Raw genomic sequence first — 22,424 nt, 5'->3', positions numbered from 1 at the left:
TTTTAACGGACTTTGGCTATGAGCCTTGAACTTCAGTTCAAGGCGTACTAACGCCGAGGTGCAAGATCTGAGTTAACGCGAAATCGCCAAAATCTGGGAAATCATCCGGTTTGCTTGCGACAAATAACTACCACCAAATAAATTGAAATGGTTCAAGATGTGATACAGGTTGTAGAGAGTTTTTCTTTGCTCATACCCTTGATCTAACCGCCAAACTTCGTTATAACCCCGATAAAACGCAGCAGAGAAACCACCGAATAATTCTGTCATGGCAATATCGACTTCGCGATCGCCAAAATAAGCCGCCGGATCAAAAATCACTGGTTCTCCTGAAACAGTACACCCAGCATTTCCTCCCCATAAATCACCATGTACAAGAGAAGGCTGTGGTTTATGATCTGCCAATATTTCAGGAATAGCCTCTAGTAACTCCTTTTCTTGAGGAAAATGACCCCCCTTGCGCCTTGCCAACTGGAATTGATAACCTAGCCGATATTTAGCATAAAACTCAGCCCAATCTGCTGTCCAAATATTCACTTGAGGCGTGGAACCAATAGTGTTGTTTATGTCCCAACCAAAACTCTCCTGACTTCCCCGCTTACCAAGGCGAGGGGGGTTCCATCGGTGCATCGCTGCTAACTTGCGCCCCATTTCTTCCCAAGATTTGGTATTTCCTGAACCCATCTCTAGCCATTCCAACACCACATAGCTAGAATCACCAGCAGTACCCCAGCAAATGGGTTTGGGAACGCGGATAGTCGCTGTTTGGTACATTTGTTGTAAGCCTAGCGCCTCAGCCTCGAACATTGCAATTTGCGACGCTTGATTAAACTTGACAAAATAGGTGCGCTCACCGTCACAGACACTGTAACCTTGATTTATACATCCACCACCAACTGAGCGTCGTTGTGACGATTGAAATTTTTCGCCAGTCACCTGGCTAATATTGGCATCAATTTCAGTCCACATCATGGTAACCGGAAACTAAAATGGTTTAATAACAACGACACCGTAGGCATCTGGGGAAAGGTATTCTTGTGCTGCTTGCATCAAGGTAGTTGTATTTTGGGCTTGAATGCGAGCTGGGTAGTTAAATGCTGGTTCCAAATCTCCTACCATTGATTGGTAGTAACCGTATAAATTGGCGCGATCGCTTGGTGTTTCATTGGCAAAAATAAATCTGTTAGCCACTTTTGTCCGCACACGAGCGATTTCCGCCTCTTTTACGATTTCTGTTTGCAGATTTTGGATATGCTGCACAATCCGAGCCTCTGTTGCCGACAGATTTTCAGTTGTACAATAAGCCGTAATAGAAAAGATACCTTGCAACTGCTGCGTCATATTGCTGACAGAAATATGGGAAACGAGTCCCTGTTCTTCTCGCAAATCCCTTACCAGCCTTGATGTCCGCCCATGTCCCAAAATTGCTGCCAAAACATCCAAAGCATAAGTTTTTTCTAGTTGGTTCAACCCAGGTACTCGCCAAACCATGATTAGCCTTGCTTGTTGGAGGCTTTCATCTATAAATTCTTTACGGACAACGTTTGTAAACAGAGGTTCAGGGTTAGCTGGTGCGTGCTGAGTGTTAGGGGTTGGATGCTGAGTGCTTAGAGTTCTCTCAAAACCTTTTGCAACAATTTCAACTAACTCTTCCACGGGTAAATAACCTACAGCCACAGCAGTTATTGAACGGGGTTGATACCAAGTTGCATGAAAATCCCGCATTTGCTGAGGTTGCAATTGAGAAATGACAGTTTCTGGTCCCAATACTGGACGCCGATAAGGTAACTTATCAAAAGCTGTCTCGATCACTCGTTGAAAAGTGCGACGACGGGGATTATCTTCCGAACGTCGAATTTCTTCCAGAACGACCAATCGTTCGCGTTCAAAAGCTTGGTTAGGTATACTCGCATTGAGTACGACATCAATTTGCAATGGGGCAAGCTCTACAAAATCCTTGGGAGCAGTGGTAATGTAGTAATGAGTATAGTCTTGACTTGTGGCGGCATTAGTTACAGCACCCCGTTCTTCAATTCGACGTTCAAACTCGCCGCTTGCCAGTCGTTCAGTTCCCTTAAAAATCATATGCTCTAAAAAGTGAGCCATACCGTTAATGGTATCTGACTCGGCAGCTGAACCAACATTAACCCACAAGCTGAGGTTAACTGCTTCAACAGGCATCTGTTCTACAACTATAGTCAAACCATCCGGCAATTGGTAAAGCTTTGGAGCATTAAGACGAGGAAAGTTTAGCAGTGTGATGGTCATTTGAACTTGTGGGGTAAGCTTACACCTCTTTATCTTACCTAGGACTGAAATCTGTACCGGGATTATCAGTGTGTGAGTGGGGTTTTGTTAAGAAATAGTAAATAATTTTTTTTCAAGTTTTGCATATTATTACTGATAATACCATTGATGCTTTTCATACATAATGAAGAATAAGTAATCGTAATTTGTTGACTTGATTGTCACAAACAAAAGTTGCATGAATATGGTCAATAAAATGAAGGGTGAATTGCCGTTAGTGTCAGTGATCCTTCCTGCGTATAATGCAGAAGCTTTCATCATTCGCACCTTGCAATCAATAATCTCTCAAACATATAAAAATATAGAAATTTTAGTAGTTGACGACGGTTCCCAGGATAAAACGGCTGAGATTGTAGAATCTTTTGCTCAAAAAGACCGTCGCATCAGCCTTTTCAAACAATCAAATTCCGGAGTAGCCTCGGCTCGTAATTTGGCAATTGAAAATTCTAAAGGTGAATACATTGCACCGATTGATGCTGATGATATTTGGTATCCCGAGAAACTAGAAAAACAAGTCCAATGTATGTTAATGGCAGACCAATCGGTAGGATTAATCTATGCTTGGTCAGTGTTTATTGACGAAGAAGATGCAATTGTAGGACAGTACATTCCCCACCACCATTTAAATGTTCTCAGCATAGAGGGAGAGGTTTACCCAGCTATGCTATATACAAACTTTATCACCAATGCTAGTGTCCCTCTGATTCGTCGAGTTTGTTTTGAGAAAGTTGGCGGTTACAGCAGCAAATTCAGAGAGCAGAATGCACAAGGTTGTGAAGATTGGGACATTTACTTGCGGATTGCTGAATATTATCAATTTCGAGTTGTACCTGAGTTTTTGATTGGCTATCGTCAGGTCAAAGCAAGTATGTCTAACGGATGTCAGACAATGGAGAAGTCTTACAATCTGGTTCTGGCAGATTTTCGCAAAAAACATCCAGAAATACCTGCTCACATATATCATTGGGCTGCTAGTTCTTACTACGTCCATCTTGCATGGAAAAGCAGGGCAAGTGGAGATTATTCGAGTACTCTAACTTGGTTATACAAAAGCATCAAATTAGACTACAGTCCACTGTTACTTCGACCAGTTTATCAATGTTTAATTGAATGCCTTTTCAAAATTGCGGTTGAACCTATTACATCTTTGATTTGGCAAGATCATCATTCTTGGTTGCAGTGTAGAGAAAAATTTTCTTATCCTAAAAATAGGGTAGCGGTTAGTCAATTGACTACAGTTTCTGATATTCAAAATCAAATGTATCAACCTTACAAACTTCCGCTGAAACCTTATGCAAGGATTATGTGGCAAAGATGGTTAAAAGTTTTGCAGCTTTGTCGTGCATTATCCAATTAAATTAAGTCTTTAAAGGTTTTTAATGATTTTTTAAAACCTAATACGGTTCAGTTAAGAGTCATTGTACGTTGGAAGGGTTCATGACTTACCCTATAACTCGGTAAACGTGACCGCTGTAAAGCTAAGCAGTGCTTTTCCTCAGAAGAGATTACCAAGCAACTACGCAACTTCTTGATTGTCCCAACTGTTTAACTTTATTTTTTTTAGTATTTCTACATATTCTAACATTATAATTATAAATATTAAGAAATATGTCGTAAATATCAATGCCAGGTCATCGTGTTGGCAACAGCAAACCCCGCGTTATAGTTATCGGTGCCGGAATTGGCGGACTGACTGCTGGTGCATTACTAGCACATAGGGGTTACAGTGTCTTAATTCTGGATCAAGCCCTTGTACCAGGAGGCTGTGCTTCTACCTTTAAACGTAAAGGATTTACCTTTGATGTCGGTGCGACTCAAGTAGCTGGGTTGGAACCAGGAGGAATCCACCATCGTATTTTCAAAGAATTAGAAATTGATCTACCACAAGCAACGCCTTGTGATCCAGCTTGTGCAGTTTATTTGCCAGGTGAGGAGACACCAATCAACGTTTGGCGAGATCCAGATAAATGGAAAGAGGAACGACAGCGACAATTTCCCGGTAGCGAACCTTTTTGGCTGTTGATGGCGGCTTTGTTTAAAGCGAGTTGGGAATTTCAAGGACGCGATCCAGTGCTACCGCCACGTAATGTGTGGGATTTCCTGCAACTTACCAAAGCAGTGCGTCCTAGTACGTTTATAACCCTACCCTACACTTTGTTTACAGTTGGGGATGCGTTGCGTTTCTACAAGCTAGGAAACGATCGCCGTTTAAAAACATTTTTGGATTTGCAACTCAAGCTCTACTCTCAGGTAGATGCTGATAATACGGCTTTGCTGTATGCAGCTACAGCATTAAGTGTATCCCAGTTGCCGCAGGGACTGTATCATCTTCAAGGTAGTATGCAAGTCCTCAGCGATCGCCTAGTAGAAGCCCTAGAAAAAAAAGGTGGCAAGTTGCTCATGCGCCACACAGTCGAACATATTAAAGTCGAAAAGGGCAAAGTAAGTGCTGTGGTTATTCGTAACCAGAAAACTGGCGAAGTCTGGACAGAACCAGCTGACGATGTCGTTGCTAATGTCACTGTGCAAAATTTAGTACAGTTATTAGGTAATAAGGCTCCTAATGGTTACAAACGACGAGTCGAAAAAATACCAACCGCTTCAGGTGCTTTCGTTATGTATTTGGGTGTAGACGAAAGCGCAATTCCTTTAGGATGTCCGCCCCATCTTCAATTTTTGTATGATGCCAAAGGTTCAATTGGTGAGAATAATTCCCTGTTTGTTTCTGTGAGTCATTCAGGAGATGGACGCGCCCCAGAAGGAAAAGCAACAATCATTGCTTCTTCTTTTGTAGATACGAAGCAGTGGTGGCTGACTGAGGATTATGAGGCGTTAAAACAACAGTATACACAAGATGCTATCTCCCATCTGGAAAAGTTCTTTTACCTGAAACCAGAAACTATTGTTCATGTAGAAGCAGCTACTCCCCGCAGTTTTGCACGGTACACAGCACGAGACCAGGGTATTGTTGGTGGTATTGGTCAAAGAATATCAACTTTCGGTCCCTTTGGTTTTGCCAATCGTACACCCATCAACAATCTATGGCTTGTTGGTGATTCCACCCATCCAGGCGAAGGGACTGCTGGTGTGAGTTACTCGGCGCTGACAGCAGTGAAGCAAATTGAGGCTCAAAAAGTTACAAGGTATTGAGATAACATGATGACAGCCAAACATTTTGCGTAATTCCCAGGATAAAACAATGATTATTTCTGACTTGAACTTTTGTGAAGCAGTAGAATTTGCCAACAAAATTATTGGTGGAGCAACGGCTGAAGTTCTTGGTAATGCATATGCTTTTCCAGGTGGTGCGATTGCTATAGTAGATGCTGTAGCTCTAGGAGATATCACTTACACCAATGCCACTGCTTATACTATTGTCCGTGAGCAACCAAATGTGACGATTAGCAAGGCGCAGGTAAAAGGAGATGCCTTGGCTATAGATGAGACTGGTCGCGACAAGGACAAAATTCGTGATACTGACGTTTTCGTTCTGCACACATAATAATTAACAAAAAGGGCATTGCACAAAAAGGGGATGAAGTACGAACCGCCAAGTCGCCAAGAGCGCCAAGAAAGAAGTTTTTTAGTAAGCAAAGAAAATAAAATCATCCCGCAAATATGCAACACCACAAAAAGACTTGGTTACTTTTGAGGTGCTTAACTCTGTTTTGGAAAGATTCGGGTTAGTGATAGTCTTCGTTGTAGCTTAGTCTTATTGTGCATTTTCATAGCTTGTTGGGTTTACGATATGAAAACCCAACAAGGTTTCTGATCCAACTTTATGGATTCCACTCAGCTATCTTGCACAGCAACTCATCAAGTTGTTCACGATCTTGGATGACATCCAAGTCGGGGTCAGTCTTGACAAATATTTGAAAATTTAGATTGATTTTCAGCGCTGTCTCCAGGCTTTCAAGCGCTAGCGATTCTTTTCCAACTCGGGCTGCACAGCAAGCGATGTTATACCAAGCATACTCATCGTCTGGCTTCAGTTCAGTTGCTTTTTGATAGCTTGCAAGCGCCTCTTCGTAACGCTCTAAATGTCTCAACGTATCGCCTATCTTGTAATGAATCCAAAAATTATCTGAGCGAACAGAAAGAGCTGTTTCATAACTTTTGAGCGCATCTTCATAACGACGTAAATGCCTTAATGCATCTCCCCGACGAAACCACGCCCAGTAATCATTGCGGCGAATTGATAAAGCTTCATCATAGTCAGAAATTGCATCTTCATAGCGCTCTAAATGTCTAAAAGCATCTCCCCGACGAAACCATGCCCAGTAATCATCGCGGCGAATTGCAAGGGCTTTGTCAAAATTCGCGATCGCCTCCTCAAACTGGTCTAGTTCTTCTAGTAAAATGTAGCCCCGACTGTACCACGTCCAGTAATCATTGGAGCGAAGTTTTAACGCTCGGTCAAAACTAGCAAGTGCTTCCTGATACTGACCTAATTCCCGTAGCACGCTACCCCGGTCATACCAGAGCCAGTATTCATCAGGACAACACTCTATTGCTTTGTCGTAATAAGTGAGCGCTTCTTCGTAATTCTCTTGCTTTTCGAGCCGTTTACCCTGTCGATACCACTCTCTATAGTTCTGTGTGACGAGTAGTAATGAACTATCTACCTCTGCTGGTGCTGCTTGACTCATTGTTGATTCCCCAAAAAGTTATTATCGTTACAGACAAGCACACTATTTATATTACTTAAGGTTACAGGATAAACAAAATCTACTTAGAGGTATGGAATACGCAAAAATGTTTTTAATTGCTAGTTTTATTTAACAAATCTTATTACTGTTACGCTTAGTGTCAAAAATTACAGTATCAATGCTTGGAATCCCTATACCTACGGCACACGGCTTGGGCGAACGGCTAAAAGCCGTGGGAGTATGTCAAGATTGTGACGTTCGATAACAGAGAGCGATAGTAAACGATGCCGCTGCTGCAAGCGCCGCTGCTGCTCGAATGTGGTTCCAGATTGTCCAGTTGATAAGGTAGCGAGACCATAGGTTCGCGCCCTCAGTGCTGCCCGGATCGACGATCGCCAAGGCTTCGTTCAGCGGCACATTGAACACGATTGTCACGCCTATAGTGCCGACAAGATAAAGCAAGCTGCCAACGAGCAAGTAGAAAGCACCGGGTTGATGCCACCTTAACACTGAGAAAACAGCCAGAAAGATACAAGCCACAGCGGTTCCGAATAATGCCGTAAAAAACAACGGATTGATCACCGTGATGTTGATGGATTGCATGGCAATAATCCCCTGCGTCGGCTTCAGTCGAGCAAGGGCGCTCATCACGAAAGTCGAGAAGGCGAAGAAGACTCCGGCTATCAGCCCGCAGCCTAGTGCCGAGAAAAGCTTCAATGCGAAAAGTGAGTGGTTAGTCATTGCCATAGAGCCTTCTGAGAATTACCTTCCCAGCAATTGAGTCACTTGGGCACGGGCAGCCGCGATCAAGTTCGCCAAACTTGTGCCACCTAACTCGTCATTCTCAACATGAATAAAGGTGATGTCGGTGATGCCAATAAATTCAAAGATCTTTCTTCAATATAAATCTTGATGATTTAGCTTCTCGTTGCGCTCACCAGATCCAAAGCCAGAACCACCTCGCGCCGTGATGATAAAAATTTTCTTCTTCAATAGGAGGGGTTTATAAGTTGAGAATAACTCAGGGTATCAACAGACCAGATTTATCCGTGCAAAAAAGAAAAACAAAGCATCTTTACGCGCATCCCCAGGATTCATCCGTGGGATGGTTCTGAATACTAAAATCCGTGCAGATCAGGTTTCTTCAAATTGAAGTTGAGGCATAAGTTGAAGAGTTCCAAGACCCAAATCTTTGGGTGAGAGGAACTGTGCTTCAAACAAAGCCATCATATCTCGTAACTGGGGATTACCACGAGAAGCCCCTGTCAATCCTTTAGCAATAATCAAGCCACAGTACCCTTGGGTATTTTTACATCGTTGATTCCATTTCTTGCGAGCTTCTACGTGTATTGGATCGTCATCTTCAAACTCACCAAACAGGAATAATTCGGCGTTTTCGGTTTGTAACAAACCTAAATCGTAGCGTGTCCCATCAAAGGGATCAGCACCTGGATTAAAACAAATTGCCCTGAGTCCTCCAGCTTGTTCAATATTTGAAATCACAGTCTTTGCCTTGGGACGGGAAGTTTGAACCAAAATCACTGGCAAACCATCCCCTGCTTGTGTGATTTCCCCTGTTGTGTGATATGTTCCACTCTGACGCAAGTAATCCAACATTTCCCATGACACAACTCCTAAACTGAGAAATGAATCTTCTGGGATCAAATCATCTCGTAATGACTCAAAGGCTGATGCTGGTGACTCGCTTTCGTCTTCTGAAGTGTCAAAACCTGCTATTTCCTCTAACTCGGTTGCTAACTGTGGCATGGAAGAGACAGCGATAGACACTGATTTTGTTGGTTCATTTGACGACTCAGGTAACGAGATCCGATAGCGACGATTCAGGGCGGGGAAGGTATCACCACCAAGCTGATTACGGTAATCACGGATAAAGCGGGAAAGACTTTCTATTGCCACATAAACGACAAGTGCTTCTTCGTCATACAAAACAGAACGCAGTCCTTCTAAAGGATGGATATTACCAAAAGTGGGTTCAATTTCGGATATTGGCAAATCTGCCAAGTCATCGAATTCGTCCTCCTCTTCTTCGGTATCGTTAGCATTTTCAAAGGTCAGAAATAGACAATCTTGTTTTAAAAAAGCTTCTTCTAAATGCCCTTGCGATTCGTCATCTTTTAAAACACTTGTGCGGAAACGCTTTAAAGAGTCTTCTGAACGATACAACAAAATCCCATATTCCATCCCCAGCATCCCCATAACACTGGCGTAGAGTGTACCGACATCCCATTTATTGATTTCTATGGACAAGATTTGCTGTTCTTCCAAGAATTCCCAAGGTGCTGCTTGCCAAATTGCAAATGCTTTTTCTCGCAGCGCTTGTGCATATTGTGGAGGTAAATCAGGAACTTGGCTATCTAATATTTCAGTAAATCCACGGAAAAGTTCATCAATTAAAGGGAGATCTGGCGTATAGTCAATCGCAATATCCAAATCCTGTAGCACTCCGCGCAGGTAAAATTGGATTTCGCGGTCTTTCACCACAATTCTTTGAGGACGAGCAGGTTTTGCGGGATTGTGAGGATGCTCCATCGCTCGCATCAAGGTACGAACAATTGCTTCTGGACCAGTGTCTGGTGCTACTACGTCCATACCCCGGACAATACCTTGTGAGCCATCCACCCAAAGAATACATTCGCCTTTGACATCTGGATCTGAGTTCTGGGTTTGTGATGACGACAATGGACGGCGATCGCCCTCCCACACAGAAGGAATTTGGGTTAATTTCTTCAACCGACGACTGGTAGAGCGATTAAAACTTGTCATAGAGGTAAATTAATCAAAACAAGCAATATGGAATTAAACTTTTGGTTTGGTGCTAGCCTCGGATAAAAACTCTTTGGCTGCTTGTGGACAAGTAGTTGCAGCTGGTAGCTACCACAATGTTTGGACGAATAAAATATCGAATCTCAAAACACATTGAATCTCTCAATTCTAGAATAAAAATCTTTGCATGCTTTTGACAGAGTATTTACAATTTGCATTCCTAGCACATGAATATCGCTAGAATGAATACAAAAACTTTTGCAGCCTGCTATGCGGTGAGCTTGGAGTTTCAACCAAAGAGCTTGCCGCTACAAAATCAAGCTCACACCAGCTAAGGAGTATAAACAGCAGATGACACAAGCAACTCAGTCTTTACAACGGGGAATTCAGTTGAGCGAAGCAGCATTGCAGCAGGTGAAATTCTTGCGAAATCAGCAAGGTCAAGACCTATGCTTACGGGTTGGAGTGCGTCAAGGTGGCTGCTCTGGAATGTCTTACATGATGGATTTTGAAGACGCCAGCAAGATTACACCTCAAGATGAAGTTTTTGATTATGATGGCTTCAAAATTGTCTGCGATCGCAAAAGTTTATTATATCTCTATGGTTTGATGCTAGATTACAGCAATTCTATGATTGGGGGCGGTTTTCAATTCACTAACCCCAACGCCACTCAAACTTGTGGTTGCGGTAAATCATTTGGAGTGTAATATACTCATTTGTGAGCCAGCGCAGCTCAGTTGGAAGCCAACAGGGCGGCGACTGGTGAAGCAGTGCGAGAGAGGGGGTTCCCCCCCCATGAGAGACTGCCTCACCCCGGCACTGTCCTCCACAAGGGCGCACTGCCCCTTAATGAGTAGTGACTAATGACTAATGACTAACACAGTTGAATCTCTGTTTGATACAGGTTTAGAACGTTATAAAGCAGGAGAACCAGTAGCGGATTTAATCCCTGTTTTTAAAGAAATTTGCGATCGCACTCCCAAAAGTAGTGCTGCCTGGACTTGTTTGGCATGGTTGTATCTATTGGATAACAATCCTAATCTTGCTCACAAAGCTGCACAAAAAGCTGTAAAGCTTAATCCACAAGATCCACAAGCACGGGTGAACCTAGCCGTTGCAATGCTGGAAACCGGTCAAAAAGGTTTGCGACAACACGTAGACTTTACACAACAGTTGATTTTTGTCAACCCAGACTGGCGAGAGGAAATCAAAAAAAGTATTGAAGACGGTTTGGGCAGAAAACCAGACTGGCAAAGTTTGGCAAAAGTCAAAGTCTGGCTTTTTCCAGAGGAATAACAGCTCAACAGTCCAAATCACCAGTTAATAGTTTTAAAGTATTGACTGGTTATTCATAACCAATAGATATGAAAGAGAAATTTTTAAACTGGCTAAACTTGGTTTTAATGGCAGATGTGTTCCTAGTCTTGTTTGGTTTTGGGTGGTTTGCAGTTGCAGTTATTGGTAAAACAGTTGGAGTTCCGCTGGGCTTAGATTTGTGGCACAGCCTTTGGCAACCTGTATTTAACCCTGCTATTGGCATCCTTATGGCTGGTGCCATCATCAGTGGCATCATTAATTGGGTTTCCCAAAAATTCATCAAAACTGACAATGGGTAATTTTTTTTCAGTCGGGTGAGTAAATCGGTTCTTTGTTACGCAGACGACGAGCGAAAATTACTAATACAGAAAAATCACAACAATTTCCTTGTAGGGGAGCCAGTGCGTTGGAGAGCCAGTACTTGATGAGGGTCTCCCTCCGTAGGTATCTGGCGTCCGGGTTTCCCGGCTTGTAGACGCCGGAGGCGGCTTCCCGTAGGGTAGCATCTGGCGTTGGGCACTGTCTAGCAACTCCTAATCTTGTCTCATAAGGGTTTATAAGGCACTACCCATCCTACGAGAATTTGAAGATTCTCTACGCACCGCCCGCAGTCTTAATTTTTCATTTCAAAATCTCTGCCAGTGCTGGTTCCAAATTAGGATACTTGTACTCAAAGCCACTTTCTAAAGTGCGCTTGGGAAGAACTTGTTGACCTTCCAGAACCACTATTGCCCCGTCCCCTAAAAGAGCCTCAATAGCAAAAGCTGGAACAGGTAACCAGGAAGGACGATTCATGACTTTTCCCATCACTTGGCTCAATTGAGCCATTCGTACAGGATGCGGGGCAGTAGCATTATAGACTCCTTGTATTTCTGGTTTCATTAGAGCTTGCAAAATCAAATTAACAACATCATCAACGTGAATCCAGGAAAACCATTGCCGACCACTCCCTATGGGACCACCAGCAAAAAGTTTGAATGGTGTAATCATTTTACCCAAGGCACCACCCAGACCGAGAACAATACCGAATCGCAGAATGACGAGTCGTACACCAACATCTTTTACCTTACTCGCTTCTGCTTCCCAAGCTTGGCAGACTTGGGCAAGAAAATCGTTACCTGGTAAGCTGGTTTCATCATAAGTAGCCGTTTCACTTGTGCCGTAGTAGCCAATCGCCGAAGCGTTAACTAAGACACTAGGCTTAGGGTTTGCATTGATTACTGTGTCCACAATGTTTTGCGTAACGAACTTACGGCTGTTTAAAATTTCCTGTTTGCGTTCAGGTGTCCAACGTGCTTCACCAATGGGTTCACCTGCTAAATTAACAACACCATCACAGCTAGAGATGACACTTTGCCAAGAACCGGATGTATTGGGTGTGTAGGCAATAATTTCTACATTTGGAAAAGCCGTAGATGGAAAAACCTTTTGGGCATAGGTTGTGTTACGAGTTAACACGACCACTTCCATACCTTCTCCGTGTAATCGTTCTACCAAACGACTACCAACAAATCCTGTTGCTCCAGCAATTGCTATTTTCATAATCATTCTCCCCAAACCGTTATTTTAAAGTTTCTATCAAACTTTTGGTTTCGCTACTGCAGTTTTAAGTCAAAAATTTGTTTGTGTGCAGTGTGTTGCTTTTGTGCAAACTCAATTTTGATTCTTTAATGAATCTATAATGACTTAGATGGTTCGATATTATAGGATGGACGGATTGTTGCAAGGCGTGGGGCTATTATGGCTCGCTATACGTGTTCATTTATTCTTTCTGTTCCTACTGACCAACTTCAAGCTTCACTTGTAGAACTTCTCCAAGATTGTCATTTGGATGTTCAATACTATACATCTGATTACATCCTGGCACGGGAAGCTCTTGGTTCTGTATCCATTTCCAAGCTAGTAACCGTGGAAATATTGATTGATAAAACCAGACCTAATGACACAGAAACCCGGATGAGTATTGTGATTAAAAATGAGGAACTACCACTTCAAAGAGATAATCACTGCCGACAAATATTTGAATATGTTAAGCAGGCTATTGAACATTGCCGCTATTGGCATCTTATTGAGAGCATAGCAGGCTAGTACGCTTGGTGTTCGTCAAAAATAGTCAGCGCTATGCACCGAGGGTACCAGAAGGTAAGCGACTGTGGTGCATGCACGGTCGTGGGCCCTTGGGAAGTAAGCGTGCTATCCACCGACATTTCGGTGCGCCTTGGCGACTGGCGCTGATTGCAAAGTGTGTTGCTGTGCGACAAGGGCATGTCCGTTCAAAGTAGCGTGCCTGTTCGCCCAAGCCGCGTGCTGTAGGTATAGGACATAACATACACTTGCAGGAGGGTCTTCCCTCCCTGCCTCTTATGCCCAAAACATACCTCAAAGTCTTTTATTGTAGCACAAGTGGGTGGTTTTCCTGGTGTGTCCAAACTACCGTCAACTGGCGTAATTACTCTTTTACGAAAATTCTGATACTTTTTTGACCTTAACCCGCTCAACAGTCAAAGATCAACACTCTTGAGTTCTTCTGGACTTTTGACTGTTTAGTGTTAGCTCCCCTGATGAATAAAAGTACATTCTTTATGGCTAACAGCTCATTCGAGAATGAATATGCCTTTAGTCCTCAATATCATTGGTCATTCTGGGGTCTATTAGTGTAATGTCATCGTAACTGGAATCTGTTTCTTCTCCTGCGGGCATACTATTTCGCCGTAGGTAATAAATGGCACGTACTTGAGGAGCAAAAACGATTTCGTCCTCATTTTTCAGGTCATGAGCTGGTATTCTTTGCCCGTTAATCATCAGACCATCTAGTATTTTTCGCCCATTAATCATCAAACCATTGGAACTCGGTTTGCCTTTAGCATCACCATCGACAATTCGATAATAATAGCTATGCTTCTTATCGTCGCGCGGTACCCTAATGAGTGTGGCATGACGGCGCGAGACAAACAGCGAGTTTATGAAACAGATATCGCAGCAGGAATCTCTACCAATGGAGTAAACAGGCCGATCAAGAATTAACTCTCTGCGTTCTTGATCATGTTCTATTATCAGTACATGGCTTTCATTTGTTTGTGCTGCCATTGACACATCGTTGCTAAATGCGTGAGTTGGACTGTTATTAATCAAAATTTCTTTAGTATTGTTTGCTGCCATTTTTTTTAGTAAAAGTCTATGGTAATTATCTTATATGCATTTAAATTCCTTAGTTGTACACAAGAGTAGAACAATATGTTCTACTCTTTTAACTACTATAGATGTTGTAGCAGTTTTAACAGGTTTTGTGCTCTAAACAACAATCTATCAACCTAGTTGAACTTGAGAGTGGCAAAATCAAATATTTATGATCACAAATAATACCTCGAAAAGAGGAAATTAAGAGCGATAAGCAAAACGTCGTAATAAAAGAGAATTAGTGACGACACTCACAGAGCTAAAAGCCATGAGTGCAGCTGCACCCGATGGATTTAAGACAAAACCGAAACTTGGCAATAAAACACCAGCAGCTAAAGGAATGCCAAGGGTGTTATACGCAAAAGCCCAAAATAAATTTTGACGGATTTTGCTTAAAGTTGCACGACTAAGTTGTATGGATGCGACGACATCACTTAAGTTATCCCGCATCAAGACAATTTCAGCTGTTTCCATTGCGACATCAGTGCCAGAGTGTAAAGCAATGCCCACATCGGCTTGAGATAGAGCTGGGGCATCATTAATACCATCTCCTACCATCGCGACAATAGAGTGCTGAGTCCTTCCCTTTGTTAAGCGTGCTTGTAATTCTTGTATGGCAGCAGCTTTTTTAACAGGAGGTACACCTGCCATAACATCACCGGTATTGAGTCCTAGTTGTTTTGCTGTCGCACTTGCGGCGTCTTGCGTATCTCCACTGAGCAGCATAACCCGTAAACCCATTTGGCGTAATTTCTCTATTGTAGCTTTCGCATCTGGTCTTAGAGTATCTTGAACAGCAATGAGTCCGGCTACTGTATCTCCAACTGCCACAAAAACTATTGTTTTTCCATCTGCAGCTAACTCTTGAGACTGTTTTTGGGCAGTTTCACTGATAGAAATACCGTGCCATTGCAACCAGTCGCAGTTCCCTAAAAGCACCAAAGTACTTTCTACTACAGCAGAAACGCCAAGTCCTGGTTCTGTGTGAAAGTCTGCAGCATCTGGAATAGATAACTCTTGCTGTTGCGCTTCTTGTTGAATTGCTGTTGCTAAAGGATGAATTGTACCGCTTTCTACCGCTGCAGCCAGTTGAAGAAGAGCAACAGGGGTACGAAAAGCATTTTCTTCCTCTGCTTGACAAGGTAGGCAATCTGTTACTACGGCACGACCTGTGGTAAGGGTACCAGTTTTATCAAACACCACTGTGTTTAACTGGTGAACTTTTTCTAAAATGTCACCGCCTTTGATTAATAGACCCCGTTCCGCACCAATAGCTGTTCCCACTAGAATCGCTGTTGGTGTGGCAAGTCCTAAAGCACAGGGACAAGCGACGACCATGACGGCAATTGCTAGCTTTAAACTCACTAGGAGTGGTGTGTAGATTGTCAGGTGTGGGGTATGAGATGTGCTGAATAAGGAGTGGTGAGAGATTTGCATGGCATACGCCATAACGGCGTGATGCCAGATGTGGGTTCCAAAAAAGTACCAGAAGACAAATGTCAACAAAGATGCTGTCAACACACCGTAGGTGAAGTATCCAGCTACTATATCTGCTAATTTTTGTACAGGCGCTTTACGGGTTTGTGCGGCTTCTACCAAGGCGACGATTTGAGCTAGGGTTGTATCACTTCCAACGCGAGTTGCTTGAACTGCGATCGCCCCTGATTGATTAAGTGTCCCTGCTGTCACCAAATCTCCTGGTTGCTTTGTCACTGGTACTGCTTCCCCAGTCAGCATGGACTCATCGACTGTTGTTTGTCCTTCCCGCACCTCACCATCAACCGGGATTTTCTCTCCTGGCAAAACCTGTAACCATTCACCAACACGCACCAACTCAGCTGGAATTTCTACGACCCCTGCACTGGAAGAGACTGAGGGAGTTGCTTCAGTCGTCTTAGGCTTAGCAATTAACCGCGCTAGCTGTGGTTGAAGAGCAAGCAATTCCTTAAATGCTGCTGCCGCGCGAATTCTAGCTTGTTTTTCTAGTGTCCGTCCCAGTAAGATAAAGCCCAACATCATCACTGGTTCATCAAAGAAGCACTCCCAACCAAGTTGGGGAAATAGCAGGGCAACCAAACTAGCGGTGTAAGCTGTGAGTGTTCCCAATCCCACCAAGGTGTTCATGTTTGGTGCATTGTGCCGTAAACCCACCCAGCCATCCACTAAAATTGGACGACCAGGAACCAGAAGTGCTACCGTTGCCAATCCACAGTGGAACCAGATGTTATGCAACACTGGTATCACGTGACCGCTAATGTTAGCAACATGACCAACAAACGATAAAACTAGCAGAACGACAGCAATGAGGAATTGCCGTTTGACAGCTTGCATTTCTTGCCGCTGTCGTTGGACTGGATCTTGTATTAATTGTGTCTCTCCTGCTACTTTTCCACCAAGTTTCCGAGGTTGAGTTGGGAACCCAGCTGCTGTCAATTTTTTAGCTAGTGCATCCGCATCTACCGCACCAGCTTCCAATTCTACAACTGCTACTTCTGTCGCCAGGTTCACACAGGCACTTTTGACTCCAGGATACTGAGTCAGATGACGTTCTACTGCCCTTACACAACCAGCACACTTCATGCCTGTGACATCCAAAGTGATTTTCTCTGTCGTCGAGGCTGCTTCTGGGGAAAGGTTAGTTTTTGAGACAATTTGCATGGAAAGTTTTTGGGTTTGCTAAGAAATTTTAACGCCTCTCTAAAAGCGTCTTTAATTTGAGCGTAGGCGAAATCCAAAGCTTTGACTGATTGTCATAATTGTTAAGTTTTATTAATTTATGAGTGCATTGGGGTGTAGTTGTGTATCTGTTATGGAAAAACATTTTGCGTTTTGAATTTCTAATTGATTTTCCGTAACATTTTCACTAAAAAGAATATTATCACCGACGAGTCAAACGAAAATAAGTGACAGATATCACTGCAACAGCTTGTAGTGAAATCAAAGTCATCTCGCTTCTCCAGAAAGGATTTATTGCCATATTAGACATCGTACAGAAATACACGAATCCTAATAAGCTGAGTATAGTCCAAGTTACATTTTTACGTTTAAGCGTTAGCATATTCGTAGAAGAAATAAAATATTTGCGAGTCAACAAAAAGTCTGTTAATAGTCAGTAGTAGACTTCTGATTTATTGGTATTAATAATGAATCGATACTGAATCAGAAAGAACTCAGAATCACTCGTCACAATATGTCCTGCGGACACGCTGCGCCCTCCAGCAGTCATTCTCTATGACTGGATGACTTGCCATACTTACAAAGTAAGCGTCAAAATCTTTTGGAAACATTCCGGCTTCTGCGTTTTGCCCAAGACTATTGTGATCAATACAGAAACATATTTACTCAAAGGTGAATGAATCAAAAAGAGATTGAATTTTCCGGTTTGTAACACATAAGCAAGGAATAAGGAATAGTAGCTATCTGCTGCAAATAGCCATAAGTTTTGCATATTCATTGATAGGATAGGCAGTGCCCATCCTACTGCTGTAAAATTATGACCTGATGTACCGAGAATAGAAATCTAAAAAACAGATTCAATACTGGGATAAAGATTTCTAGAACCACCCCTGCTTTTTAAGGAAGTAAGTATCAACAAATTCATTATGGGATTTGTTCAAATAAATCATCCCTTCAACTAAACCCACAAGCTGCATAATCAACAATGTCAAACCGTAGGTAAAATAACCACCCACTAAAGAAATGACCAGCATTATCAATCCTTCTGGTGCATACCCAAGAATAAATTTATGAACACCAAAACCTCCAAAAATAATGCCGCAGTATCCAGCCAAAAGTTGTTTGGTGGCGTGACTGGGAGTAAGATTTGCCATATGTATCAAGCTCCTGCACTTTCTATGTGATGTATAAAATTAAGACTGTATATTTTTCTCAAATAAGTTCTGTTTGTCTGCTTACTTGATCTTCATACTTTTTTGTCTTTCAGTGGAAATACGACCGAAATACAAAAACCAACATACAAAAGTGGCATGCCACTCCTTTACAAAGGACACTAAAGTTTAGAATTGAGCAAGTTTTCAGACAGCATCTGAAACTGCACTCCTCAATAACCCCTGTTTCTTTACTTTAACGAGAAATTCCAGTACAGCAGTTTTGCGACGAAATTTCATGCCAGAAAAGAACTCTAAAAAGAATTTTCGGGCATTTACGCAAAGCTAAGGTGATGCCATTTACTTTTTACAATTTAAGCATTGTTATTTCCGGAATTTTTTAATTTTCGTTGACATACTAATATGTTTTTAAGCGCTTAACTGCCCTCTACAATCAGATAAGTTCTTGCACTCCACGTTATAAGGATCTTGACGATTCATCAAAAGTGGAGTTGCTAGTTTTTTATTTCACCTTATGAAGGGTTTAGACTTTTATACTTACAAAAAATTGTAGTAAGTTTTACCCTTGACAATATCTGTGCATTAAAAATAGCACTAATGTGCACTAAATACCAAGAATTATTTTGTAAAGTTTTGTAAAAATCACGAAAATTTTCTAAGTATTGTTTTCGGCAAACACAAAGTATTATTGACCACTACTACCTAAGACAAACAAGCTTAACAAAGTGCCGCTATTCCAAAGGCTGTGAAGAAGCATGGGAGCAAGGAGGTTGCGCGATCGCGTGTAAACAACACCCAAGACAATACCTAGAGCGAAGAGCGGTAAAATTTCAGATAAGCTGAGGTGAGCAACTGCAAACAGAAAACCACTCGCAAGAATTGATCTCCATACAGATAAGTAACGGGTAAGGGAGGGTAACAAAAAGCCGCGAAACAAAACTTCTTCAAAAATTGGGGCAGCAATAGCAGCGGTAGAGAAGAATATAGCAAGCGCCACAGTATCTTGGCTTTCTAATGCCAGTTGTAACAAAGGATTGCTACCACCTTGTCCTTGCCATAGCTGTTGATTGATTAAAGACACAACCACTACTATGGGCAAAGCTACGCAATAGCCACCCAGCCCCCATAAAAACCAGCTACCCTGTAACCGAAAACGAAACCAGTTCTCTGGTAGAGGAAAAAAGCGTTTGATAGATAAATACAGCACTGATAGGGCACCAAATGCCACTAACAGGTAACTTATCAAGACATACAATGCCTGTATTCTGACATTTTGGGTAGGACGCTGTAGGGGAAGCAGTTGGATTGTCAGGGGCACTATGATTTGTCCCATCAAGAAAAAGCCTATGACAAAAACTTGTAAAATTGTTTCACCATCCCAAGGTGTTGACCAACGCACATCTGAATTTTCAGCCAATAGAGATGTTTTCCCTTTGATTAGGCGCTGACCTATCAGAAATATCACCAGCCCGACACCAAAAAATGCTGTTAGGGCAGGAATAGTACCAATAACTGCTAATTTCAAAATAGCTTGTTCAGCGGTTTTTTGTTGAATGGTTTCAAGATCTGCTAAACCATCTTGACGTTGTTGAAGTCGGTATAGCTGATCAACAGCAGTATAGCGAAACCAACCTTCTAAATTATTTTGAATCAGTCGTTCAGCATTTGGCAAAATACGCGGGGGATCACTCCAAAGACCAGCCAAAACAGCAGCAGCTTTATCAAATTCAGGATTAATGTCTGATCGTTGCTGCAATTGACTCCAACTTTTCAAAGCTGCATCTATCTTTCCTTGATTCGCTTGTAAAATTCCCAGTCGCAAGTCTAATTCAGCAATCAATTTTTGCAGTCCTTTGAGCGATTGCTGCAATTGTTGTTGCTGTAATTCACTTGAGGTGTTACTAACAGGAGGATATTCCGATTGCGATTTTGGGGTTGTAGGAGTCGTAGCGGGTTGAGACTGAACCTGTGCTAGTTGCTTTTTCGCTTTTTCCAAATTAGTTTGAGCAGATTGGCGCGTCTGTTGATATTGTTCTGTAGCGCTTTCAACAGGTTTGACGCCAAGGAGTGCATCTTGCAATGGCTTCAAATCTGTGTTGTCATTTGGCGGTTCCCAAGAAGCAGCTTGTAGCACAATATTCGTTTGGTAGAGTTCCAAACGACTTTGGAACTGAGGTTCCTGCCAACTACCCAACAAAGCCGAGCCTGCAAACAGTGTTGCAACCAGTGTCAGTATGATTAAACCCAACCGTTTGAGAGTCATTTATTTTGCTCCATAAAATCTCCGTTTACCCCTTGGGAATTATCGCAAGAAAATACTCTCACAGTATAGATTTCTATGCATTTTTTGATAATCAATCTCAGGGTGTGGTATGTTCTGTGACTGGGAATCCCACAGGGGTGAAATTTCACACTACCATCACCCTGTTAAGCAAGTTCAACTTTTTTAGGGTTTAATTTGCTCTACTGTTTTTGAGTAAGCATTAGCTTCTAACTCATAAGAGTCACATAACTCATGTGCCCAACTGGTTCGGGAGTAAACAGATCGCACAAACGGAATATCGTCCGGATCTGGTTCTTCGGTTGGTGTGACTCCATAGGTATTGCGCTCAATATTGCGCTCAAGATTAGTGCTTTGGGATCTGCGTTGTTGTGGTCTGTCGTCTTGGGGAAGAACACCAACGTTGCTTGTGACTGGAGTTGGTGTGGGGAGGGGCGACTCGTGAGTAGGAGTCGTTTTTGGAGGAGATGCTACAGGCGTTAATTGTGTGTTGACAGCTGCTGGTGATGAGCTAGTATCAATCGCTGTTCCCAGAGAGTGAATCTTTTGCACTGTCAATTCAGCACGTTTTTCTTTAAACCCTTCTGGACGTTCGATGGTATTCATTGCTAAACGTCCTTCCAGAAGAACGCGATCGCCTTGGTGATAGTTTTGCTGAATCTCTTTTGCTAAGTTTCCCCAGCCTACCACTTTTAAGGTTGCCGGAGGTTCTCCCTCTCGCACTGAAGGAAACTGCACCAGCATTTCAGTCACTTCCAGGTTATCTGCTGTAAAGCGCAGTTGTGGTTCTTGAATAATTTCTGCTAACAATATGCAACTATTCATGAAATGAAATCCTCCTTGTCAAAATAGAGTGCTAATTGATAAAAAAAGATGTAGCGCCCTTGCTGATTGATAGAATGTCGGAAAGAGTGGATGAAGGGATTCGCATAAACGCTTTTGAAGATAGATCAATCATGAAAATATCTGGCTTTTTGACAAATTTATTTGAAAAAGCTCAGTTTTCAGTCATTTCTAGCATAAAAGCCAAGCAATTGTCGCAAACAACGAGCAATACCCTGTTTACAACCTCCGCCTGACTGAAAAAAGCATTGATTTTGACACTTAATTAGTATAATTGTACCATAAAAAACTCTTAATGAATCATTGGTCATTTGTAATAATGAACACAACAAAAATAAAAACTTAGAAATTTATCTTGACATGAGCTGGGAAAATACCAAAAGCGATTAACTTCGCGCTTAGGTCACGTTTTTACCTAATTCAGCAAGAAGGCTCACACTGTACCTGTACCCAGGGAGCGTGTTGAGACGACAGTCGCGAATGGGGAAACCACGCCAGGTGCGGGACTGTCGGGAAACCCGACGGCACATGCGTGACTGTCGGCACAGCCGACGGCAGATGCTCCTAACCGTACCGTCAGGTCGGTGTAGGTAGTTCACTTTTCGTATTCTCTTCTAGCGTGTATGATAAGCGCTAAACCTTCGTTATCTGTCGTTAGTCCTTTGTCTTTAGTAATTTATAACTACTGACTAATGACTAGTGACTATTACAGTTACCTTAAATTCTCGTGGCGCAAGTTGTTTTAGAAAACGTTTATAAAAGTTTTCCCCCGCGAAGAGGGGAAGGTGTTGTATCCCAAACACAACCCTCTCTCACATCTGGAAATGTTGGCGATACAGTTGTTCACCGTGGAGAAAGCCTCAACGTCCTGCGGCGGATTAACCTAACGATCGCAGACGGTGAATTTATGGTGCTGGTGGGACCTTCCGGTTGTGGAAAAAGCACCCTTCTGCGGTTAATTGCTGGCTTGGAAACGATGACGGGCGGTAATATTTGGGTGGGCGATCGCCTCATCAATGATTTACCCCCCAAAGAACGCGACATCGCAATGGTGTTTCAAAATTACGCCCTCTATCCCCATATGAGCGTGTATGACAACATTGCTTTTGGGCTACGACGCCGTCCTCTGCGAGGTGGGGAAGCTTTGGGAGCAGGTGAGACAGCGCTGCGGGAGGGTTTCCAACGCCAGATACCTACGGAGGGAGACCCTCCTGCAG

The 22,424-nt window shown here is 42.7% G+C and carries 20 protein-coding genes; 9 read left to right on the top strand and 11 right to left on the bottom strand.

Translation table 11 applies throughout. The annotated features are described in order from the left end of the window. Positions 1-72: 72 nt before the first annotated feature. Positions 73-969: a fructosamine kinase family protein gene (locus tag DP116_RS05090; RefSeq protein ID WP_169154144.1), complete on the bottom strand. Its 897-nt coding sequence runs from the start codon at positions 967-969 to the stop codon at positions 73-75. Positions 970-984: 15 nt separating this feature from the next. After that, a complete protein-coding gene (locus tag DP116_RS05085; protein ID WP_169154141.1) occupies positions 985-2,268 on the bottom strand; it encodes a M16 family metallopeptidase in 1,284 nt (427 codons plus the stop codon). A gap of 217 nt (positions 2,269-2,485) precedes the next feature. On the opposite strand from DP116_RS05085, the gene DP116_RS05080 reads away from it, so the two are divergent. The 3 genes from DP116_RS05080 to DP116_RS05070 all read left to right on the top strand — a co-directional run bounded on the left by DP116_RS05080 (position 2,486) and on the right by DP116_RS05070 (position 5,809). Beyond that, positions 2,486-3,664 (top strand): glycosyltransferase family 2 protein, encoded by a 1,179-nt coding sequence (locus DP116_RS05080; RefSeq protein WP_169154140.1) that lies wholly within the window; start codon positions 2,486-2,488, stop codon positions 3,662-3,664. Positions 3,665-3,930: 266 nt separating this feature from the next. Beyond that, complete coding sequence (gene crtD, locus DP116_RS05075; protein ID WP_169154139.1) at positions 3,931-5,457, top strand: C-3',4' desaturase CrtD; 1,527 nt, start codon at positions 3,931-3,933, stop codon at positions 5,455-5,457. A 49-nt stretch (positions 5,458-5,506) separates the two neighbouring features. Then, the gene (locus tag DP116_RS05070; protein ID WP_169154110.1) at positions 5,507-5,809 is read left to right on the top strand and encodes a hypothetical protein; all 303 of its coding nucleotides are present in this window, start codon (positions 5,507-5,509) and stop codon (positions 5,807-5,809) included. Between the two features lie 277 nt (positions 5,810-6,086). On the opposite strand, the gene DP116_RS05060 is transcribed toward DP116_RS05070, so the two are convergent. The 3 genes from DP116_RS05060 to DP116_RS05050 form a co-directional block, all read right to left on the bottom strand. Beyond that, positions 6,087-6,956 carry a tetratricopeptide repeat protein gene (locus DP116_RS05060; RefSeq protein ID WP_169154138.1) on the bottom strand — a complete coding sequence of 290 codons (870 nt, stop codon included), beginning with the start codon at positions 6,954-6,956 and terminating at the stop codon, positions 6,087-6,089. A 243-nt stretch (positions 6,957-7,199) separates the two neighbouring features. After that, positions 7,200-7,703 carry an anthrone oxygenase family protein gene (locus DP116_RS05055; RefSeq protein ID WP_169154137.1) on the bottom strand — a complete coding sequence of 168 codons (504 nt, stop codon included), beginning with the start codon at positions 7,701-7,703 and terminating at the stop codon, positions 7,200-7,202. Between the two features lie 387 nt (positions 7,704-8,090). Further along, positions 8,091-9,740 (bottom strand): DUF6930 domain-containing protein, encoded by a 1,650-nt coding sequence (locus DP116_RS05050; protein ID WP_169154136.1) that lies wholly within the window; start codon positions 9,738-9,740, stop codon positions 8,091-8,093. A 351-nt stretch (positions 9,741-10,091) separates the two neighbouring features. On the opposite strand from DP116_RS05050, the gene DP116_RS05045 reads away from it, so the two are divergent. The 3 genes from DP116_RS05045 to DP116_RS05035 all read left to right on the top strand — a co-directional run bounded on the left by DP116_RS05045 (position 10,092) and on the right by DP116_RS05035 (position 11,357). Further along, positions 10,092-10,448, top strand: a complete 357-nt coding sequence (locus tag DP116_RS05045) for a HesB/IscA family protein (protein WP_169154135.1) — start codon at positions 10,092-10,094, stop codon at positions 10,446-10,448. A gap of 163 nt (positions 10,449-10,611) precedes the next feature. Then, entirely contained in the window at positions 10,612-11,037 is a 426-nt protein-coding gene (locus DP116_RS05040) for a tetratricopeptide repeat protein (RefSeq protein ID WP_169154134.1), read from the top strand. Positions 11,038-11,105: 68 nt separating this feature from the next. Next, positions 11,106-11,357: a DUF8620 family protein gene (locus DP116_RS05035; protein WP_169154133.1), complete on the top strand. Its 252-nt coding sequence runs from the start codon at positions 11,106-11,108 to the stop codon at positions 11,355-11,357. A 322-nt stretch (positions 11,358-11,679) separates the two neighbouring features. Here the strand turns inward: DP116_RS05035 and thyD are convergent, their stop codons facing one another. Further along, positions 11,680-12,600, bottom strand: a complete 921-nt coding sequence (thyD, locus tag DP116_RS05030) for a thylakoid membrane protein ThyD (RefSeq protein ID WP_169154132.1) — start codon at positions 12,598-12,600, stop codon at positions 11,680-11,682. A 198-nt stretch (positions 12,601-12,798) separates the two neighbouring features. Between thyD and DP116_RS05025 the strand changes: the two genes are divergently transcribed. Then, positions 12,799-13,146: a hypothetical protein gene (locus DP116_RS05025; protein ID WP_169154131.1), complete on the top strand. Its 348-nt coding sequence runs from the start codon at positions 12,799-12,801 to the stop codon at positions 13,144-13,146. A gap of 528 nt (positions 13,147-13,674) precedes the next feature. Here the strand turns inward: DP116_RS05025 and DP116_RS05020 are convergent. The 5 genes from DP116_RS05020 to DP116_RS04995 form a co-directional block, all read right to left on the bottom strand. Beyond that, positions 13,675-14,217: an FHA domain-containing protein gene (locus DP116_RS05020; protein ID WP_169154130.1), complete on the bottom strand. Its 543-nt coding sequence runs from the start codon at positions 14,215-14,217 to the stop codon at positions 13,675-13,677. A 219-nt stretch (positions 14,218-14,436) separates the two neighbouring features. After that, positions 14,437-16,893 (bottom strand): heavy metal translocating P-type ATPase, encoded by a 2,457-nt coding sequence (locus DP116_RS05015; protein WP_169154129.1) that lies wholly within the window; start codon positions 16,891-16,893, stop codon positions 14,437-14,439. A gap of 896 nt (positions 16,894-17,789) precedes the next feature. Beyond that, complete coding sequence (locus DP116_RS05005; protein WP_169154127.1) at positions 17,790-18,065, bottom strand: TM2 domain-containing protein; 276 nt, start codon at positions 18,063-18,065, stop codon at positions 17,790-17,792. 703 nt (positions 18,066-18,768) lie between these two features. Next, entirely contained in the window at positions 18,769-20,346 is a 1,578-nt protein-coding gene (locus DP116_RS05000) for a CPBP family intramembrane glutamic endopeptidase (RefSeq protein ID WP_169154126.1), read from the bottom strand. A gap of 183 nt (positions 20,347-20,529) precedes the next feature. After that, positions 20,530-21,189, bottom strand: a complete 660-nt coding sequence (locus tag DP116_RS04995) for a single-stranded DNA-binding protein (protein WP_169154125.1) — start codon at positions 21,187-21,189, stop codon at positions 20,530-20,532. 35 nt (positions 21,190-21,224) lie between these two features. Here DP116_RS04995 and DP116_RS04990 point away from each other — a divergent pair, with 35 nt between their 5' ends. Both DP116_RS04990 and DP116_RS28455 read left to right on the top strand, forming a co-directional pair. After that, positions 21,225-21,443 (top strand): hypothetical protein, encoded by a 219-nt coding sequence (locus DP116_RS04990; RefSeq protein WP_169154124.1) that lies wholly within the window; start codon positions 21,225-21,227, stop codon positions 21,441-21,443. 491 nt (positions 21,444-21,934) lie between these two features. Further along, the coding region (locus tag DP116_RS28455) for an ATP-binding cassette domain-containing protein (RefSeq protein ID WP_343038263.1) at positions 21,935-22,424 on the top strand (490 nt) is incomplete at its 3' end.

Source organism: Brasilonema bromeliae SPC951, from assembly GCF_012912135.1.
Taxonomy (GTDB): domain Bacteria; phylum Cyanobacteriota; class Cyanobacteriia; order Cyanobacteriales; family Nostocaceae; genus Brasilonema; species Brasilonema bromeliae.
Note: the sequence above shows the minus strand (reverse complement) of the source record. Positions and strands in the feature narration are given on the sequence as shown.

Bases quoted from the DNA above. Each gene is read 5' to 3' on its own strand.
- DP116_RS04995 (WP_169154125.1), bottom strand. From the start codon at position 21,189: ATGAATAGTTGCATATTGTTAGCAGAAATTATTCAAGAACCACAACTG.
- crtD (WP_169154139.1), top strand. From the start codon at position 3,931: ATGCCAGGTCATCGTGTTGGCAACAGCAAACCCCGCGTTATAGTTATC.
- DP116_RS05045 (WP_169154135.1), top strand. From the start codon at position 10,092: ATGACACAAGCAACTCAGTCTTTACAACGGGGAATTCAGTTGAGCGAA.
- DP116_RS05040 (WP_169154134.1), top strand. From the start codon at position 10,612: ATGACTAACACAGTTGAATCTCTGTTTGATACAGGTTTAGAACGTTAT.
- DP116_RS05085 (WP_169154141.1), bottom strand. From the start codon at position 2,268: ATGACCATCACACTGCTAAACTTTCCTCGTCTTAATGCTCCAAAGCTT.
- DP116_RS05055 (WP_169154137.1), bottom strand. From the start codon at position 7,703: ATGGCAATGACTAACCACTCACTTTTCGCATTGAAGCTTTTCTCGGCA.
- DP116_RS05035 (WP_169154133.1), top strand. From the start codon at position 11,106: ATGAAAGAGAAATTTTTAAACTGGCTAAACTTGGTTTTAATGGCAGAT.
- DP116_RS05025 (WP_169154131.1), top strand. From the start codon at position 12,799: ATGGCTCGCTATACGTGTTCATTTATTCTTTCTGTTCCTACTGACCAA.
- DP116_RS05060 (WP_169154138.1), bottom strand. From the start codon at position 6,956: ATGAGTCAAGCAGCACCAGCAGAGGTAGATAGTTCATTACTACTCGTC.
- DP116_RS05015 (WP_169154129.1), bottom strand. From the start codon at position 16,893: ATGCAAATTGTCTCAAAAACTAACCTTTCCCCAGAAGCAGCCTCGACG.
- DP116_RS05005 (WP_169154127.1), bottom strand. From the start codon at position 18,065: ATGGCAAATCTTACTCCCAGTCACGCCACCAAACAACTTTTGGCTGGA.
- DP116_RS05050 (WP_169154136.1), bottom strand. From the start codon at position 9,740: ATGACAAGTTTTAATCGCTCTACCAGTCGTCGGTTGAAGAAATTAACC.
- DP116_RS05080 (WP_169154140.1), top strand. From the start codon at position 2,486: ATGAATATGGTCAATAAAATGAAGGGTGAATTGCCGTTAGTGTCAGTG.
- thyD (WP_169154132.1), bottom strand. From the start codon at position 12,600: ATGAAAATAGCAATTGCTGGAGCAACAGGATTTGTTGGTAGTCGTTTG.
- DP116_RS05070 (WP_169154110.1), top strand. From the start codon at position 5,507: ATGATTATTTCTGACTTGAACTTTTGTGAAGCAGTAGAATTTGCCAAC.
- DP116_RS05090 (WP_169154144.1), bottom strand. From the start codon at position 969: ATGTGGACTGAAATTGATGCCAATATTAGCCAGGTGACTGGCGAAAAA.
- DP116_RS05000 (WP_169154126.1), bottom strand. From the start codon at position 20,346: ATGACTCTCAAACGGTTGGGTTTAATCATACTGACACTGGTTGCAACA.
- DP116_RS05020 (WP_169154130.1), bottom strand. From the start codon at position 14,217: ATGGCAGCAAACAATACTAAAGAAATTTTGATTAATAACAGTCCAACT.